Genomic DNA, 14933 nt, shown 5'->3' with positions numbered 1-14933 from the left:
GGCCCGGCTTCATGGGCGTCGGACCAGAGGGTCTGGATCGAATCGACGATGACGATGTCGAATTTCTCGCGCTTCAGCGTGCCAAGGATATCGCGCAAGGCCGTGGCGCTGGCCAGTTCGACGGGGGCTTTCTCCAGCCCCATCCGCTTGGCGCGTGCGCGAATCTGCTCGACGGCTTCCTCGCCCGAGATATAGGCCACGCGCCGCCCCGACATCGCGGCCCGCCCGGCCACGTCCAGCAGCAGGGTCGACTTGCCAACGCCCGGATCGCCGCTGAGCAGGATGGCCGAGCCGGGGACCACGCCGCCGCCGCAGACGCGGTCGAACTCTGTCACGCCGGTGACGATACGCGGCGGTTCGGGCGTGTCGGACTGCAGGGTTTCGAACTGCAGGCCGCGGGTCTTGGCAGCACTGACCGGTTTCAGGGCACCGGGCGGGGCCGAGCGGCTCTCCTCGACGATGGAGTTCCACTGGCCGCAGGCCCCGCACTGGCCGGACCACTTCCCGTGGACGGCTCCGCAGGACTGGCAGACGAAGATGGCACTGTCGCGGGCCATCAGAAGCGACACCCGAAAAGAACAGAGTGCAAAAAGTGCAAAACCGCTTCGGTCGCTACTCGTTCAGGCAGGCCGCATGCCGACAAGGCTGTCATCGATTTCCCCTCAATCTGCGTGAACATAGAGGGAACATATCGGCTGTGCCAGAGGCTCAACCGATATACTGCCGGGGCACGCGCGCGGTGATCGAGGTGAGCAGTTCATAGGCGATGGTCCCGGCGGCCTGTGCCGCATCGTCGATCGGCCTGTGGGCACCGAACAGTTCGACGCTGTCGCCCACAGCTACGTCAAGATCGGTCGCATCCACCGCGCAGACGTCCATGGAAATCCGTCCGACCAGCGGCCGCAGCTCGCCGCCGATCCAAACCTGGCCCCGTGGGCTGTAGGACCTCAGGACGCCGTCGGCATAACCCGCCGCGACGGTGGCGATGCGGCGCGGCGTCCGGGCCACGAAGGCGCGTGAATAGCCGACGCTCTCGCCCTCAGGCACGTCACGGACTTGCAGAATGTCGGCGGAGAAGGTGGCGACGGGACGGATGCGCGGGTCCGGTCGTCCCTCCGGCCCGCCGCCGTACAGGCATATCCCGGGGCGGGCGGCATCGAAGGCATAGTCCCGGCCCAGGAAATCACCGCCGGAGTTGGCGAAGGACCGGATCGCGCCGGGATAGCGGACGGCGACGGCGGCGAACACGTCACGCTGGCGGGCGTTCATCTCGGCCGAGGGATCGTCGGCGCAGGCCAGATGGCTGAGAACCATCGTCAGACCCTCAAACGGTTCAGGAGCCTCCTCCGGGCGAAATCCCAGACGGTTCATGCCGGTGTCGATCTGGATGGCGCAGGGCCCGGCCCCGGCAGCGCGCCAGGCGGCGAGCTGGGCGGAGTGGTTCAGCACGGGCCGCAGATCGGAAGCCTTGAGAACCGCAGCCGCATCACCGACGCAGCCGTCCAGCACATAGATGACCGACTCCGGTCCCAATGCCGCCCGCAGGCAGACGCCCTCAGAGGCCCTTGCCACGAAGAAGGTTCGAGCGCCTTCCGCCATCAGGCGGCTCGCACAGGCGACGGCCCCCAGCCCATAGCTGTCGGCCTTGACCACCGGATGGACCGGTACGCCGGTGGCCGCTTCCAGCGCATGGAAGTTGGCGGCCAGGGCGTTCAGGTCGACGGTCAGGCGGGTCGGAGAGGGCATGCGGGACTGTAAGAGGCAGATGTTGTGCGATGCAACAGAGTCGCCTTCTCCCCTCGCGGGAGAAGGTGGCCCGGAGGGCCGGATGAGGGGGCTGCCAGCCGTACGCTCATCGTCAGGCGGCCAGCGAATCTACAGAGCCCCCTCATCCGAACGGCTGCGCCGCCCACCTTCTCCCGCCGGGAGAAGGATCAGAGTCGCGGAAACGCACTGCCGTCTGCATCAAACAGGTGGGCCTGCGATGCCGGCACCTTCATCGTCATGACCTCTCCCGCCGTCGGGCGCGCCTCGCCGGGCAACAAAGCGGTCAGGGCGGTCTCGCCATAGGTCAGATAGGCGTAGGTGGCGTGGCCGAGAGTCTCCACGAAGGTCAGAGTGGCCGGGAGGGTGTCGCCCTCGGTCGCCCCGCCGATGTGCTCGGGCCGGATGCCGACCGTGACCTTGTCGCCCGCCTTGGCAGCCGAGGCATCGACCGCGACCGAAAGGGTTTCGCCACACGCCAGCCGCACCGTCGCGCCGCCCGCCGTCGCCGTGACCAGTTCGCCGGGCAGCAGGTTCATCTTCGGGCTGCCGATGAACTCGGCGACGAACAGGTTCCGGGGGTTTTCGTACAGGTCCATCGGCCGGCCGACCTGTTCGATCACCCCGCCGTTCAGCACCACGATGCGATCGGCCAGGGTCATGGCCTCGACCTGATCGTGGGTGACGTAGATCATGGTTGTCTTCAGCCGCTGGTGCAGGGCCGCGAACTCGTAGCGCATGCGGACGCGCAATGAGGCGTCCAGATTGGACAGCGGTTCGTCGAACAGAAACACCTGCGGCTCGCGCACGATGGCGCGGCCGATGGCGACCCGCTGGCGCTGGCCACCCGACAGGGCCTTGGGCTTGCGATCCAGGTATTCGGTGATGTTCAGCGTCTCGGCCGCGCCGCGGACGCGCCGGTCGATCTCGGCCTTGTCGGCCTTGGCCAGCTTCAGGCCGAACGCCATGTTCTCATAGACGCTCATGTGCGGGTAAAGCGCATAGGACTGGAACACCATGGCGATGCCCCGGTCGGACGGCGACAGGTCGTTGACTGTGCGTCCGCTGATGGCGATCTGACCGGCGTCGGCCTCTTCCAGCCCGGCGATGGTGCGCAGCAGGGTGGACTTGCCGCAGCCGGAGGGGCCGACGAACACCACGAACTCGCCGTCGGCGATCTCCAGATCGATGCCCTTCAGGACTTCGGTCGCGCCGAAGCGCTTCTTCACACCGGCCAGCCGGACGTCCGCCATGTTTCCTCGACCCGCAGTCTCTTGATTTGCGGGTTACCGTAAACGGTTACAGAGGTGGTGCAATGGGGAGCGCTCAGACAACTCCCTTCCCCATCGAGGGGGAAGGGCTTTTGTTTATGGCCCTACCCGCGCGGGGTCTTGCCCTTGTAGGGCTTGTTGGTTGCCGGCTTGCCGCGGGCGTCCTTGGCGGCCCAGGGGCGGTCGCCGCCCTGGGGCTTGCCCTTCGGCTTGCCTTTCCAGGGCTGATCGCCGGAAGCGCCGGGCTCAGCGTCGGAACGAGGAGCCCACGGCGTCTTGCCCTCGACCGGGGGCTTCTTGACCCAAGGCTTCTTGCCTTCGGGCGTCGGGTCGTTCGGCGTGCGCTTCACCCAAGGCTTCTTGCCCTCGGCAGCGGGAGCGGCGGCAGCGTCCTCGCGGGCCTTCCACGGCTTCTTGTCGGCAGGCGCGGCGTTGTCCTCGCGCTTGACCCAGGGCTTCTTGGCACCCTCGGGGCGGTCCTCGCGCGGCTTCCAGGCGGGCTTGTCGCCGCCCTCTTCGCGCCTGGCCCAGGGCTTCTTCTCGGGACGCTCGGACTGCGGACGATCGCCGGACGGCCTCTTGTCCCATTTACCGACAGGCTTCTCGGACGGGCCGGGTTTTACAGCCGGATCGATCTTGACGCCGTCTTCCAGACCCAGGGCGATGGCGGCCTCGAACTTGGCCTTCATCTCCAGGGTGATCTCGAACTTGGTCTCGCGGTCGAAGATCTTGATCGAGCCGATGTCGCGCTTGGTCACATGACCCAGGCGGCAGATGGTCGGCATCAGCCATTTGGGGTCGGCATTCTTGTCGCGGCCGATGTTGATCCGGTACCAGACCATGTCGCCGCCACGGGCAAAGTCCGTGTACGGAACGTCGGGCTGACCCTTGTCGTTCTTGCCGCTGGCCTGCTGGCGCTTCATCCGCTCGTCGTCATAGACGTCTTCGGGCGGCGGCAGCTTCTGGCGATACAGCTGGATCAGGGCGGCGGCGATCTGCTCCGGGCTGGACTTCTCCAGCAACTGGCGGCCCATGGCCAGGGTATCCTCGTCCTCGATGACGGCGGTCAGGACGGGATCGGCCAGCATGCGTTGCTGGTCCTTGGCGCGGATTTCCTCGGCACTGGGCGGGCCGGACCATTCGGCGGTGATCCCCGCCGAGGACAGCATGATCTCGACCTTGCGGCGGCGCGTATAGCTGACCAGCAGGACGGAGACGCCCTTCTTGCCCGCGCGACCGGTCCGGCCCGAACGGTGCAGCAGCCCGGCCTTGTTGACCGGGATTTCCGCATGGATGACCAGGCCCAGGTCGGGCAGGTCCAGACCGCGTGCGGCGACGTCGGTGGCCACACAGACGCGGGCATGGCCGTCGCGCAGGGCCTGCAGCGCTTCGGAGCGCTGGCTCTGTGTCAGTTCGCCGGACAGGCCGACGACGGAGAAGCCGCGCTCGCGAAGGCTGGCGGTCAGATGCTTCACCCGCTCGCGCGTATTGGCGAACACCAGGGCGCCGGGGGCCTCGAAGTAGCGCAGCACATTGACGACGGCCAGTTCGACCTCGTTCGGCGCCACGCGGATGGCTTTATACTCGATGTCGGCATGCGACCCGGCACCGGCCACGGTGTCGATGCGCAGGGCGTCCTTCTGATAGGTCTTGGCCAGTTGCACGATGTCGCGCGCCAGGGTGGCCGAGAACAGCAGGGTCCGGCGCTCGGCGGGCGCGGCGTCCAGGATGAAGGTCAGGTCCTCCTGAAAACCCATGTCCAGCATCTCGTCGGCTTCATCCAGCACGACGGCCTGAAGCGTCGACAGATCCAGCGCGCCGCGCTCGACATGGTCACGCAGACGGCCAGGTGTACCCACCACGATATGACAGCCGCGGTTCAGCGCCTGACGCTCCGTCCGGGGGTCCATGCCGCCGACGCAGGAGACGATGCGGGCACCGGTCTGGGCATACAGCCATTGCAGCTCGTTGGAGACCTGCAACGCCAGCTCGCGGGTCGGGGCGATGACCAGGGCGACCGGCGCGCCGAACTCTGCGAACTTCTCGGCCTCACCCAGCAGGGTGGGAGCCAGGGCCAGGCCGAAGGCGACGGTCTTGCCGGAGCCGGTCTGGGCGCTGACCAGCAGGTCGCGGCCCATCCCCTTTTCATCTGACCCGTCGTCATTCAGCGAGGCCTCCAGAACGGCGGCCTGAACGGGCGTGGGCTCGGCATAACCACGGTCGGAGAGAGCGCGGTCGAGCGCGGGATGGCTGGCTGGAAAAGGCATGATCGTTCCGTAGGGCACCAGAGTGGCGCGCGCCAGCCGTCACGGTTGGCGAAAGGGGCGCGCACATGCGCCACGATCAAGGCCGAATGGTGGTCACGGTGACCACGACCTGTCGAATCCTGACGGTTCAGCGCACAAGGCATGACAACGCCGATCGGTGTCCGCAATCTGCGCGGCAAACATGGAGGTTTCTATGACACTTCGTCCTCGTGCCCGGCTCGCTGTCCCTGTCGTCGCAGCGGCCATCGCTATGGCGTCATCGACGCTGGCGCAGACACCGCCGGTCGTGACTCATGAGCGCCAGCTGATCGGCCACACCTGGTCCGGTGGTGAGAGCGAGGTCGTGCCCGGCTTCGAAGGCCTGGGGGGCGGCTATGTGCGAGACGGTCTCGCCATCAGCTTCATGCGCGGCATTCAGGACCGTCGCCAGTGGGTGATGATCGCCAAGCGCGAGGTCGGTCGCGCCGAGCCTCACGCCATCTGGACGGCCACGGACGCCGTCAGGGGCACGGCACGCAGCGCACAGTCCCACATCGCCTTCGGCTGCCGGATCATCGGCTCCTCAGCGCAGGATACGCAGCCCGGCCTGATCGGCGTGATCGGATCGGAACGGATCGGCTCACCGGGACTGTATCGCGCGGAACTGGCGTGGCAGCTGGGTCAGGACGGCAGGCTGACGGCGGTGACCCAGGCCGTGGGCTGCTATGACGAAGGCGAGGGGGTCTGACCAAGCCGCCGCCCAGCCGCTGCCGGATGGCCGGGAGAGTGCAGATTTTCGGCGTGACCTGATCAGATATTGTCGCTATCCCGACGGCCCATCCCGATATGGTGAACGTCGATTGGTAGCTGAATGTCGGTCCAGATCATCGCCCGCGAACCCGGCACGATAGACTATCCCACCACCGCCAATGCCAGCGCCCTGGCATGGCTTCGCGCTCAACCGCTGGCCCAGATCCTCGTCAACCCGGATCTTCAGGTTCTGTGGGTCAACGATGCCGCGATCGCTCTCATGGACGAGGGGTGCGACCTCGTCCTGCGCGATGGCCGGCTTGTCGTGCGTGACGATGTCCGCACCCACGGCCTGCGCGACTTTCTGAATGCCGCGGAACCGTCGCACCCGGTTTGGGTCTTCAAGCGCCAGAAGGCCGAGGGCTATTTCGCGATTCGTCGCGACCGGACGATCACGGTTGACGAACAGCGTGTCTTCGCCCTGGTCTTTGTGCCGACAGCGGATCACGATCGCTATGCATGGGCCGACATCAAGGCGGTCTTCGGCCTGACCCGCAGCGAGAGCGATCTGGTCAAGAAGCTGATCGGCGGCAAGCCGGTTCAGGCGGCGGCGACGGACATGGGCGTGACGGTCGATACCGCCCGCACGCACATCCGCAATGTCTATGGCAAGCTGGGCATCAACAGCCGCGAGCAGTTGTTCGCGACGATCCTGCCGTTCCGGATCGGCTGAAACTCATCAAAAATTGGTATGTCCGCCGCGTTAACGCACGAGTAACCACGATCTTTGATGCCGGCCACGATCGGCAAGGGGGTTACGTGCGTCTTTCGTCGATCATCGCTGTCCTGACCATCGCCACAGCAGGCGCGGCTTCGCCCGCCTGGGCCCAGACCGCCGGCAGCCAGCAGGCCGCCGACGAGGGCCGGTTCGAGGTGCGGATGGAGGCGAGCGTCTCCCAGATCTGTGGCGCCTTCACCTCGACGTCCGGAAGCACCGTCGTCGACTTCGGCGACCTTGCGGGCGTGAATGCGGGGCAGGCCCTGCCTGTCCGCACGGTCGCCACGGACGTGGCCTACATCTGCAACGAGCCGAACGGGTTCCTGCGCACCATCAGTTCCCAGAACGGGGGTCGTCTCATCCGGACCGGCAGTGCAGGTGGGGCGGGGAACGAGATTCCCTATCTGGTCGGCGGAACCGGCGGCGACCTGGCGTTCGCCCTGCAGCAGCTGCAGACCCCGGTGGTGTCCAATGCCGTCAGTCCGGCCTTCCTGCTGGGCGCGGCGGGACCCTTGCAGGTTCAGGTGTCCGGCGTCCGCTCGCCTGTCGCCCAGAACGGCATCTTCGGCACGACGGTCTTCGCTGGGACCTATGTGGACACCCTCACGATTTCTGTCACGGCGAACTAGGTCTCCGCTTCGCGACATCGGTTCGGACCGCCGCATCGGCACGAATGCAGGCGATAGCGCAGGGCTTGGGCGTCAGTTTTTATCGACCCAAATTCGCGCCTCACGATAGTCCGCGCAAGATTTGGCCGCGAATCGCCGGCCCCGCCACAACATCTGGAGTCAATGTCTGGACGCGGACATTAAGTTTGAATGTTAAAGACTTTTCGCGCGCGTTAAGACTTTATTACCCAATTTTGGGGATGGCTGAAAATCCTAACAATCCGTTAAGAACGCCGTTATCGGGGCTGGAGAGGTGGGGACAAACTCTTCCAATCGGAGCCTCGTAACGCTGACCGATCATCGGCGGCGCATCATCGCGAAACTTTCTGGAAGAGAACCATCATGAACAAGTTCATCATCGCGGCCGCTGCCGTCGCCCTGGCCACCCCGGCTGCCGCTCAAATCAGCCCGAACCAAGACCTGACCATCAACGTCAACGCTTCGGTCGCCGGTCAGTGCGGCGTGTTCAACCAGTCGAACGTCGCAGGCGGCAACCCCGTCACGACGATCAACTTCGGTGATCTGGCTGCCACGCCTGCCGCCAACACCGTGACGGCTCCGGCCTTCAGCGCCCTGTACATCTGCAACTCGGCCAACGGCTTCAGCCGCGCGATCTCGTCGGCCAACGGTGGCAGCCTGTGGCGCGCCGGTACGTCGGGTGGTGCCAACAACGCCATCCCCTACACCCTGCAGCACGGCGGTGGTTCGGGCCTGGGCTTCGCTGCTCAACAACTGACCGCAACCCGCACCGACACCTTCGGTGGTTCGGCTGCCTATCTGGCTGGCCAAGCCGGTTCGATCACCCTGCGCGTCAACGGCGTGCAAGTGCCTTCGGCCGCCAACGCTGCCTTCAACACCACCAGCGTCTTCGCCGGCAACTACGCCGACGTCGTCACTGTCGACATCACCGCCAACTAAGCGGTCTGCCTTCGGGCAGGACAGGAGCCCAGCGGACGGAATCCCGTCCGCTGGGTTTTTGCCTTCTGACTCCAATGTCTTGGCACAAGCCTTGCGGCGGTCTAGGCAGATATATCAGCGATGTGCGAACATCGAACAGTTTGCGTAAGGGGAGGGACGTCATGACGTTTCGTAATCGGATTATCGGTGCATTCGGCGCGGCCCTGCTGCTGACGGGCACGGCGGCGACCAGTCCGGCCCTGGCCCATGAGGTCAGCCCGATGCGTGTCTTTCTGACCCCGGCTGACGGCGTACGCTCCTCCGTAGTGACCATCGTCAACGATCGGGACAGCGATCTGCCGATCGAGATCGAATTCCGTCGCCGCATCGTCGCGCCGGACGGCACACAGACATTTGAAAACGCCGACGAACAGTTCGTCGCCTTCCCGCCCCAGGTGCTGATCGGGCCCAAGGGCACCCAGGCCATCCGGTTCGAATATATTGGCGACCCGGATCTGGCGGTGAGCCAGTCCTATGTCCTTCAGGTCAAGGAAGTGCCGGTCCTGCCGGAGAACTTCAGCGGTGTGCTGACGGTCTACAATTTCGGTGTCGCCGTCTATCTGACGGCTGACGGCGCACGGGCCGAATTGGAGCGCCCGGTCGTCGTGTCGCGTGACGACAGCCAGGTCCGCTTCCAGATTCAGAACACGGGGACCGACTACGGTTTTCTGTCCCAGCGGATCGTGCGCCTGCGCGCAGGTGGCGAAACGGTCACCCTGGATCCGGAACAGGTCGCCGAACAGATCGAAAACCCGATCATTCCGCCCAACAGCACGCGCGAGTTCGCTCTGAAGACCGACGGCCTGCCGCCCGGCGAGGTCACCATTGAGGTCGGCGCGGCGCGCTAGACGAACGGGGGCATCGGGGGACATCATGAAGATCAGAACGCGCAAACGCGGTGGGGGCCGCGGGCTTTGGTGGGCCTCGACCGCCCTCGGCTCGGCCCTGGCGATCCTGGCCGTTTCGGCCGCACCAGCGGGTGCCTCGGGCTATCACGCCGTGCGTCGCGGCGAGAGCCTGTCGACCATCGCCCGCGTCTATGACACCTCCGTCGCCCGTCTGGCCCAGTTGAACGGGATTGCGGATCCTGAACAGGTCCAGGCCGGACGCGTCCTGCGTGTTTCTGCGCCTTCTTCTTCGCGTTCGGCGTCCTCGCGTCCTGCCTCCTCGCGGCCCGCAGCCGCCTTCCACACCGTCGCCCCGGGCGAGAGCCTTGGCCAGATTGCGGCCCGCTACGGCACGACGGTCGCCAGCCTCGCGCGCCTGAACAGCCTGACCGACGTCAATCACATCCGTGTCGGCACCCGGCTGACGCTCCGTGACGACGGGACTGGGCAGCCTGCGACGCCGCAGGACGCGCCCCGGCCCACCGGATCGTCCCAGACCCCACGTTCGCCGCAGCAGGCCCCGATCATCGGCCAGGGTGGTCGTCCTGTCGTGCCGCTGCAACCGCCCGCCGACGAAGTGCTGCCCCAGACGGCTCCGACCCGGCTGCCGGACAACACCGCCGTCCTGACCACATCCCTGCCGGTGGTGCTGGAAGGCCGCCGTTTCACCGCCGTGCCGACGCAGACCACGGTTCAGACCGTGGTGGCCGTCTCGGCCAATGGCCTGGCCGATTCGCTCGGCGAGGCCATCAATCCTGAAACGGCGGCGCGCCTGCGCGCACTGGGCGAAGGCCTGGTTCCGATCGCGGCCTTTGCCGATACCGGTGTCGGAATCCAGCTGGATACGGCCACCCTTGCCCTCGCCGTCACCCTTACGCCGACGGCGCGCAGCACCCAGACCGTGTCCCTGGGCACCACCGATGTCTATGAAGGGGCCGAGCGGGTCTATCCCGGTCGTTTCGCGACAGGTCTGACGGGGGCGCTGGTCGTCACCGACGATATCGACGACGACGCCGACCCGGTCGGCGAGTTTGCCTTCTCGGGTTTCGTCAATGTCGGTGGCCTGAAAGGGATCAACCTCGACTATGGCGGATCTTACCTGTTCTCCAGCGAAGACAGCGACTTCCAGCGTGACGCTATCGTTCTGTTCAAGGACGATCCGGAGCGGGCGCTGCGTTACTCCGCCGGTGATCTGACACCCTTCCTGCCGCGTCTGGCCGGCTTTGCGGGCGTCGCCGGTATCTCGATCGAGCGCAATTACGAAGAACTCCAGCCGACCCGTAACGTACGCCCCACGGGGCGTCGCTCCTTCGTGCTGGAGCGCCGTTCGACCGTCGAGGTCTACAGCAACGGCGCGCTGATCAACCGCTTCACGGCCGAGCCGGGTGCCATCGACCTCGGCGACATCCCCCTGGCCAACCTCAGCAACAACGTCACCATCGTGGTCGAGGATGCCCTGGGGCGGCGCGAGCTGGACTCCTTTTCCCTGTCCAACGATCTGACCCTGCTGTCGGCGGGGCTCAGCGAGTTTTCATTCTCCGCCGGTGTCCTTCGCGACGATTTCGGCAGCGGCTTCGAATACACCAGCGACCCTGTCGCGACCGGCTACTATACGCGTGGCATCACCGACAATCTGACTGTCGGCGGCAATCTGGTCGTGTCGCAGGAGGTTTCCAGCGTCGGCGGCTCGGTCGCCTGGTCGCTGTTCGGCGGCGTCGCCCTGGCCGAGGCCGAGGTCAGCCAGTCCGACTTCGCCGGCTCCGGCTACGCCGCCAGCTTCAACTTCCGCGGCGGCCCCTTCCTCGGCGAGGAGCGGAACGATACGCTGAGCGTGACGGCGGACTATACCTCCGAGGATTTCTCCAGTCTGGGTGACCGGTCCTCCTTCATCGACAGCGAGTGGTTCCTGGGGGCCGACTATCGGTTCAATGTCACGGAAACGACGGCCGTATCCTTTGGCGGCACCATCCAGACCTCGCACAACCCGCTGGACGATGACGCCTACACCGGCTTTGTCGGCCTGACCCAGCGGATCGGTCGGGTCGTGGTGTCCCTCGTCGGTCGGACGTCCCGGCTCGCCGACGGGCGCGAGGACACAGGCGGCTTCATCTCGCTCAGCCTGCCCTTCGGCCAGCGCGAGACGGCCACCGCCAGCTACGATTCCATCTCCGAGACGGCGCGGGCCGAAATCGTGCGCAGCCGCGGCATCGACGTGCCGAACTACGACTATCGCCTGGGCACCGTCAGGCGTCAGGACGAGACCGAGGTCAACGCCTCCATCGGCTATACCGCCACACGCTATGAGGCGGGTCTGGCGATCAACAGCCGTCTGGACCTGCCGGATGGCGCATCCGGTGGTCAGGTGGTCACGGGCCGTCTTCAGTCCGGCTTCGGCTATGTGGACGGGGCCTTCGGCATCGGCCGCGACCCGGGTCGCGGCTTCTATCTGGTCGACGGCCACCCCTCGCTCGGCAATGCCCGGATTTCGGTCGAGACCAACGCCGGGGCCACGCCGATCGCTCGTTCGGGCCCCTTGGGTCCCGCTGTCGCCCCGACCGGTCAGCCCTATCGGACCGAGGAACTGCGCGTGAACGTCTCCGGCGGCCCCGTCGGCTACGACATCGGCAGCGGTCGCTATGTGGTCGAGCCGGGGGCGCGCACAGGCGTGCGCGTCACCGTCGGCACCGACGAGTTCCGCACTGTCGTCACCGCCATCACGGTCGAGGGCGAGCGGCTGGGTCTGGCCTACGGCACCCTGACCAATCTGGACGACGGAACCACCAAGACCTTCTTCACCAACCGGGTCGGTCGCGCCGTGTTCAGCAACCTGGGCGCGGGTCGCTATCGCGCGACCTTCCGCGAACCGGCCGGCAGTTTCGAGTTCACCATTTCGGAAGAGACTGAGGCCTACGTCGATATCGGCGTGAACGAACTGGAGCTTGAGCCATGAAGACCAAACGCTCGCTGGCGCGCGCGTCTGCCGCCGCCGCCGCTCTCCTGACCGTCTGTGCCCTGCCGACCCTGGCCGAGGCGCGGACCTGCCCGTCCATCAACTTGAATGTCCAGCAGGTGGACGGCGAGGGCTATGATCCGGGCGACTATGTCGACACGCCGATCCGTCTGCGGCTGCAATCGGCGACCGGGCGTCTGAATCTGGCCTGCCTGCTGGTCCCGATCACGATCAAGGCCGTGGGCTCGCAATCCTTTCCGTTCGAACTGTCGAACGGCAGCGCCGATCTCGATACCGACTTCGACCTGTCCTCCAACGCCTTCCGCCTGCTGAACCAGATCCGGCTGACACCGTCGGCGCGCGCGAAGATCGTGGCGGGTGAGGCCGTGGTGGTGACAGTGGGCGAGATCGATGCGGGCCAATTCACGCGCTCGGGTCCCTATTCGGCCCAGGTCGAGATCGAGGCCGGCGACAGCCTGCGCAATCTGACGGTTTCGACGGTGGTCCGACCGGTCATGCGCCTGGCGCGGTCATCGGCGGACGGAGTCGAATCCATCGATCTGGGCGATCCTCGCCAGGGGGCCACGGGCTCGACCAGCTTCTTCTACCGGTCCAATGCCGATATCGCCCTGACCGTGACGTCCGAAAATCAGGGCAAGCTGGTTCATACCGAAGGGGCCTCGACGGTCATCCCCTACACCGCCAGCATCGGCGGACAGACTTTGAGCCTGACCGGAGCCCCGGCCAATCTGAATCTGGGGTATTCCAGCCTGGGCCTTCAGTCGCGCGAGGTTACGGTGACCGTGCCGCCGACGGGTCCGGTCTATGCCGGTCGCTATAACGACACCCTGACGCTCAGCTTCACGCCCTACTGAAAACGGCGTTTTGAACGCTTGGCCGGGTCGGACAATGTCCGGCCCGGCCGATTTCGCATTAGCCTGCGGCGACAATCTGAATCGACAGGGCGTCGACGTCGACCAGATCACTGGCCAACTGGACGTCGAAGGTCTGGGCCCCCGGCGCGCGCAGCATGACCGCCATCTGATTGGAGCCTGCGCTGACCGAGGCCTCGGCCGAGGTGGCCGATACGACCTCGATCGGGCCGTCCGGACCCATCAGCACGATGTTGAACTGTTCGCTGTTGCAAACCGTGGTCAGTTGAAGACGGCTCAGATCGCCGCCGACGGGTGAATCGATATCGACGACCCCGCAGGAGGCCTGAACCTGGGCGCGCAGCTCGATACGGACATCCGCCAGCGCCGATCCGGCGGCCAGGGTGGACATGACAAGAGCCAAGGCTACAGAACGCATTTTGCTTCTCCGTGGTGTGAGAGAACAGTAGCGCTGAGTTGTTAAGCAACCGGCTGACAAGCATGCTCAATACTGCCTTACCGGCCTTGGTTATTGGCTTGCCAATACATTTGGCTAATGCACAGGTAACCCTGTTTCGCCAGGCCGCATGCAATGCGCAGTCTTCGTCTGTGTTCGGAAAAAGATGGTGGATGCGACAGGGATTGAACCTGTGACCCCCTCGGTGTGAACGAGGTGCTCTCCCGCTGAGCTACGCATCCATCTGGCCGGGCATGTCGGCCCGCCGACCGCTAAAGGCCGGGGAGGGCGGGGACATAGCCCGCACGGCGGGGCCTTGCAACAGGCAAACGCAGGCTCAGATCCCGGCGGCGCGCACCGTATCCGACGTCTCCGCCTCGGGGTCACCCGGCAGCCAGGCGACATGGCCGTCATAGATGCCCTGATCCAGAATACCTTCTTCCCTGGCCACCAGCACGGGCACCAGCATCTGGCCGGTCACGTTGGTGGCGGTGCGCATCATGTCGATGATCCGGTCGATGGCCACGATATAGCCGATGCCCTCCAGCGGCAGGCCCGCGGTGGACAGAGTCAGGGTCAGCATGACGATGCTGGTCCCCGGCACCCCTGCGGTCCCCAGCGATCCCAGGACCGCCGTCAGTCCGATCAGGACATATTGCGTCACCGTCAGGTCGATCTTGAAATACTGGGCGATGAAGATGGCCGCGATGGCCGGATAGATGGCCCCGCAACCGTCCATCTTCACATTGGCCCCCAGCGGCACGGCAAAGGCGGCATAGGCCTGGGGCACGCCCAGACGCTCGACGGTCTGGCGCAGGGTGATCGGCAGTGTGCCCAGCGACGAGGAGGTGGCGAACGCCGTCTGCTGCGCCGCAAACGCGCCTCGGAAGAAGCTGCGCACCTTCAACCCGTGCACCTTCAGCAGGCCGGAATAGACGATCAGGATGTGGAACAGGCAGGCCGCATAGATGGCGAAGATGAACTTGCCCAAGGGCAACAGCGCCTCCCAGCCATAGCCCCCGACGACCGAGCCGATCAGGCCGAACACCCCGAACGGCGTCAGCTGGATCACCCAGCGGGTGATGCGAAAGATGATGGAGGCCCCTTCATCGACCAGCCTGCGCACACCCTGCGCCCGGTCACCCAGCGCCACCAGGGCCATCCCGACCAGGGCCGAGAAGAAGATGATCTGCAGCACCTTGCCTTCGCTCAGGGCCGCAAAGGGGTTTGTCGGCACGATCCCGATCAGCACCTCCAGCGGCGTAGGTATCTCCCGCGCCCGCACCTCGCCCAGCGGCAGGTTGGATAGCCCCATGCCTGGATTGATGATGTG

General features: G+C 65.7%; 13 protein-coding genes and 1 tRNA gene. 7 read left to right on the top strand and 7 right to left on the bottom strand.

Annotated elements, in window-relative coordinates; all coding sequences use genetic code 11:
- From JHC81_RS10285 to JHC81_RS10270, 4 genes are all read right to left on the bottom strand, one after another.
- On the bottom strand, positions 1 to 557 hold a 557-nt coding region (locus tag JHC81_RS10285; protein ID WP_292174146.1), incomplete at its 3' end, for an ATPase domain-containing protein.
- 151 nt (positions 558 to 708) lie between these two features.
- Positions 709 to 1746, bottom strand: a complete 1038-nt coding sequence (gene alr / locus JHC81_RS10280) for an alanine racemase (RefSeq protein ID WP_292174143.1) — start codon at positions 1744 to 1746, stop codon at positions 709 to 711.
- A gap of 188 nt (positions 1747 to 1934) precedes the next feature.
- On the bottom strand, positions 1935 to 3017 hold the full coding sequence (gene ugpC, locus JHC81_RS10275; RefSeq protein WP_292174141.1) for a sn-glycerol-3-phosphate ABC transporter ATP-binding protein UgpC: 1083 nt from the start codon (positions 3015 to 3017) through the stop codon (positions 1935 to 1937).
- 122 nt (positions 3018 to 3139) lie between these two features.
- On the bottom strand, positions 3140 to 5302 hold the full coding sequence (locus JHC81_RS10270; protein WP_292174138.1) for a DEAD/DEAH box helicase: 2163 nt from the start codon (positions 5300 to 5302) through the stop codon (positions 3140 to 3142).
- A gap of 193 nt (positions 5303 to 5495) precedes the next feature.
- Here JHC81_RS10270 and JHC81_RS10265 point away from each other — a divergent pair, with 193 nt between their 5' ends.
- The 7 genes from JHC81_RS10265 (at position 5496) to JHC81_RS10235 (ending at position 13146) form a co-directional block, all read left to right on the top strand.
- On the top strand, positions 5496 to 6029 hold the full coding sequence (locus tag JHC81_RS10265) for a hypothetical protein (RefSeq protein WP_292174136.1): 534 nt from the start codon (positions 5496 to 5498) through the stop codon (positions 6027 to 6029).
- Between the two features lie 123 nt (positions 6030 to 6152).
- Positions 6153 to 6764, top strand: coding sequence for a helix-turn-helix transcriptional regulator (locus tag JHC81_RS10260; protein WP_292174133.1), 612 nt, complete (start codon positions 6153 to 6155; stop codon positions 6762 to 6764).
- An 86-nt stretch (positions 6765 to 6850) separates the two neighbouring features.
- Entirely contained in the window at positions 6851 to 7438 is a 588-nt protein-coding gene (locus tag JHC81_RS10255; protein ID WP_292174129.1) for a hypothetical protein, read from the top strand.
- A gap of 381 nt (positions 7439 to 7819) precedes the next feature.
- Positions 7820 to 8395 (top strand): hypothetical protein, encoded by a 576-nt coding sequence (locus JHC81_RS10250; RefSeq protein ID WP_292174126.1) that lies wholly within the window; start codon positions 7820 to 7822, stop codon positions 8393 to 8395.
- 161 nt (positions 8396 to 8556) lie between these two features.
- Positions 8557 to 9282: a hypothetical protein gene (locus JHC81_RS10245; protein ID WP_292174123.1), complete on the top strand. Its 726-nt coding sequence runs from the start codon at positions 8557 to 8559 to the stop codon at positions 9280 to 9282.
- A 25-nt stretch (positions 9283 to 9307) separates the two neighbouring features.
- A complete protein-coding gene (locus JHC81_RS10240) occupies positions 9308 to 12271 on the top strand; it encodes a LysM peptidoglycan-binding domain-containing protein (protein WP_292174121.1) in 2964 nt (987 codons plus the stop codon).
- Complete coding sequence (locus tag JHC81_RS10235) at positions 12268 to 13146, top strand: hypothetical protein (protein ID WP_292174119.1); 879 nt, start codon at positions 12268 to 12270, stop codon at positions 13144 to 13146. The genes JHC81_RS10240 and JHC81_RS10235 overlap by 4 nt, the downstream gene beginning before the upstream one ends.
- 58 nt (positions 13147 to 13204) lie before the next feature.
- Here JHC81_RS10235 and JHC81_RS10230 read toward each other — a convergent pair whose 3' ends face one another.
- The 3 genes from JHC81_RS10230 to JHC81_RS10220 form a co-directional block, all read right to left on the bottom strand.
- Positions 13205 to 13582, bottom strand: a complete 378-nt coding sequence (locus JHC81_RS10230) for a hypothetical protein (protein ID WP_292174118.1) — start codon at positions 13580 to 13582, stop codon at positions 13205 to 13207.
- A 185-nt stretch (positions 13583 to 13767) separates the two neighbouring features.
- Positions 13768 to 13842 (bottom strand) — tRNA-Val (locus JHC81_RS10225).
- 95 nt (positions 13843 to 13937) lie between these two features.
- A partial coding sequence (locus JHC81_RS10220; RefSeq protein WP_292174115.1) for a dicarboxylate/amino acid:cation symporter occupies positions 13938 to 14933 on the bottom strand: 996 nt, incomplete at its 5' end.

Origin of the sequence: Brevundimonas sp. (assembly GCF_016463295.1) — a bacterium.
Classification (GTDB): Bacteria; Pseudomonadota; Alphaproteobacteria; order Caulobacterales; family Caulobacteraceae; genus Brevundimonas.
This window is presented reverse-complemented; position numbering and strand designations above follow the sequence as displayed.

Excerpts from the sequence above, each read along its gene's own strand:
- alr (WP_292174143.1), bottom strand. The coding sequence starts at position 1,746 with ATGCCCTCTCCGACCCGCCTGACCGTCGACCTGAACGCCCTGGCCGCC.
- ugpC (WP_292174141.1), bottom strand. The coding sequence starts at position 3,017 with ATGGCGGACGTCCGGCTGGCCGGTGTGAAGAAGCGCTTCGGCGCGACC.
- JHC81_RS10270 (WP_292174138.1), bottom strand. The coding sequence starts at position 5,302 with ATGCCTTTTCCAGCCAGCCATCCCGCGCTCGACCGCGCTCTCTCCGAC.
- JHC81_RS10265 (WP_292174136.1), top strand. The coding sequence starts at position 5,496 with ATGACACTTCGTCCTCGTGCCCGGCTCGCTGTCCCTGTCGTCGCAGCG.
- JHC81_RS10260 (WP_292174133.1), top strand. The coding sequence starts at position 6,153 with ATGTCGGTCCAGATCATCGCCCGCGAACCCGGCACGATAGACTATCCC.
- JHC81_RS10250 (WP_292174126.1), top strand. The coding sequence starts at position 7,820 with ATGAACAAGTTCATCATCGCGGCCGCTGCCGTCGCCCTGGCCACCCCG.
- JHC81_RS10245 (WP_292174123.1), top strand. The coding sequence starts at position 8,557 with ATGACGTTTCGTAATCGGATTATCGGTGCATTCGGCGCGGCCCTGCTG.
- JHC81_RS10240 (WP_292174121.1), top strand. The coding sequence starts at position 9,308 with ATGAAGATCAGAACGCGCAAACGCGGTGGGGGCCGCGGGCTTTGGTGG.
- JHC81_RS10235 (WP_292174119.1), top strand. The coding sequence starts at position 12,268 with ATGAAGACCAAACGCTCGCTGGCGCGCGCGTCTGCCGCCGCCGCCGCT.
- JHC81_RS10230 (WP_292174118.1), bottom strand. The coding sequence starts at position 13,582 with ATGCGTTCTGTAGCCTTGGCTCTTGTCATGTCCACCCTGGCCGCCGGA.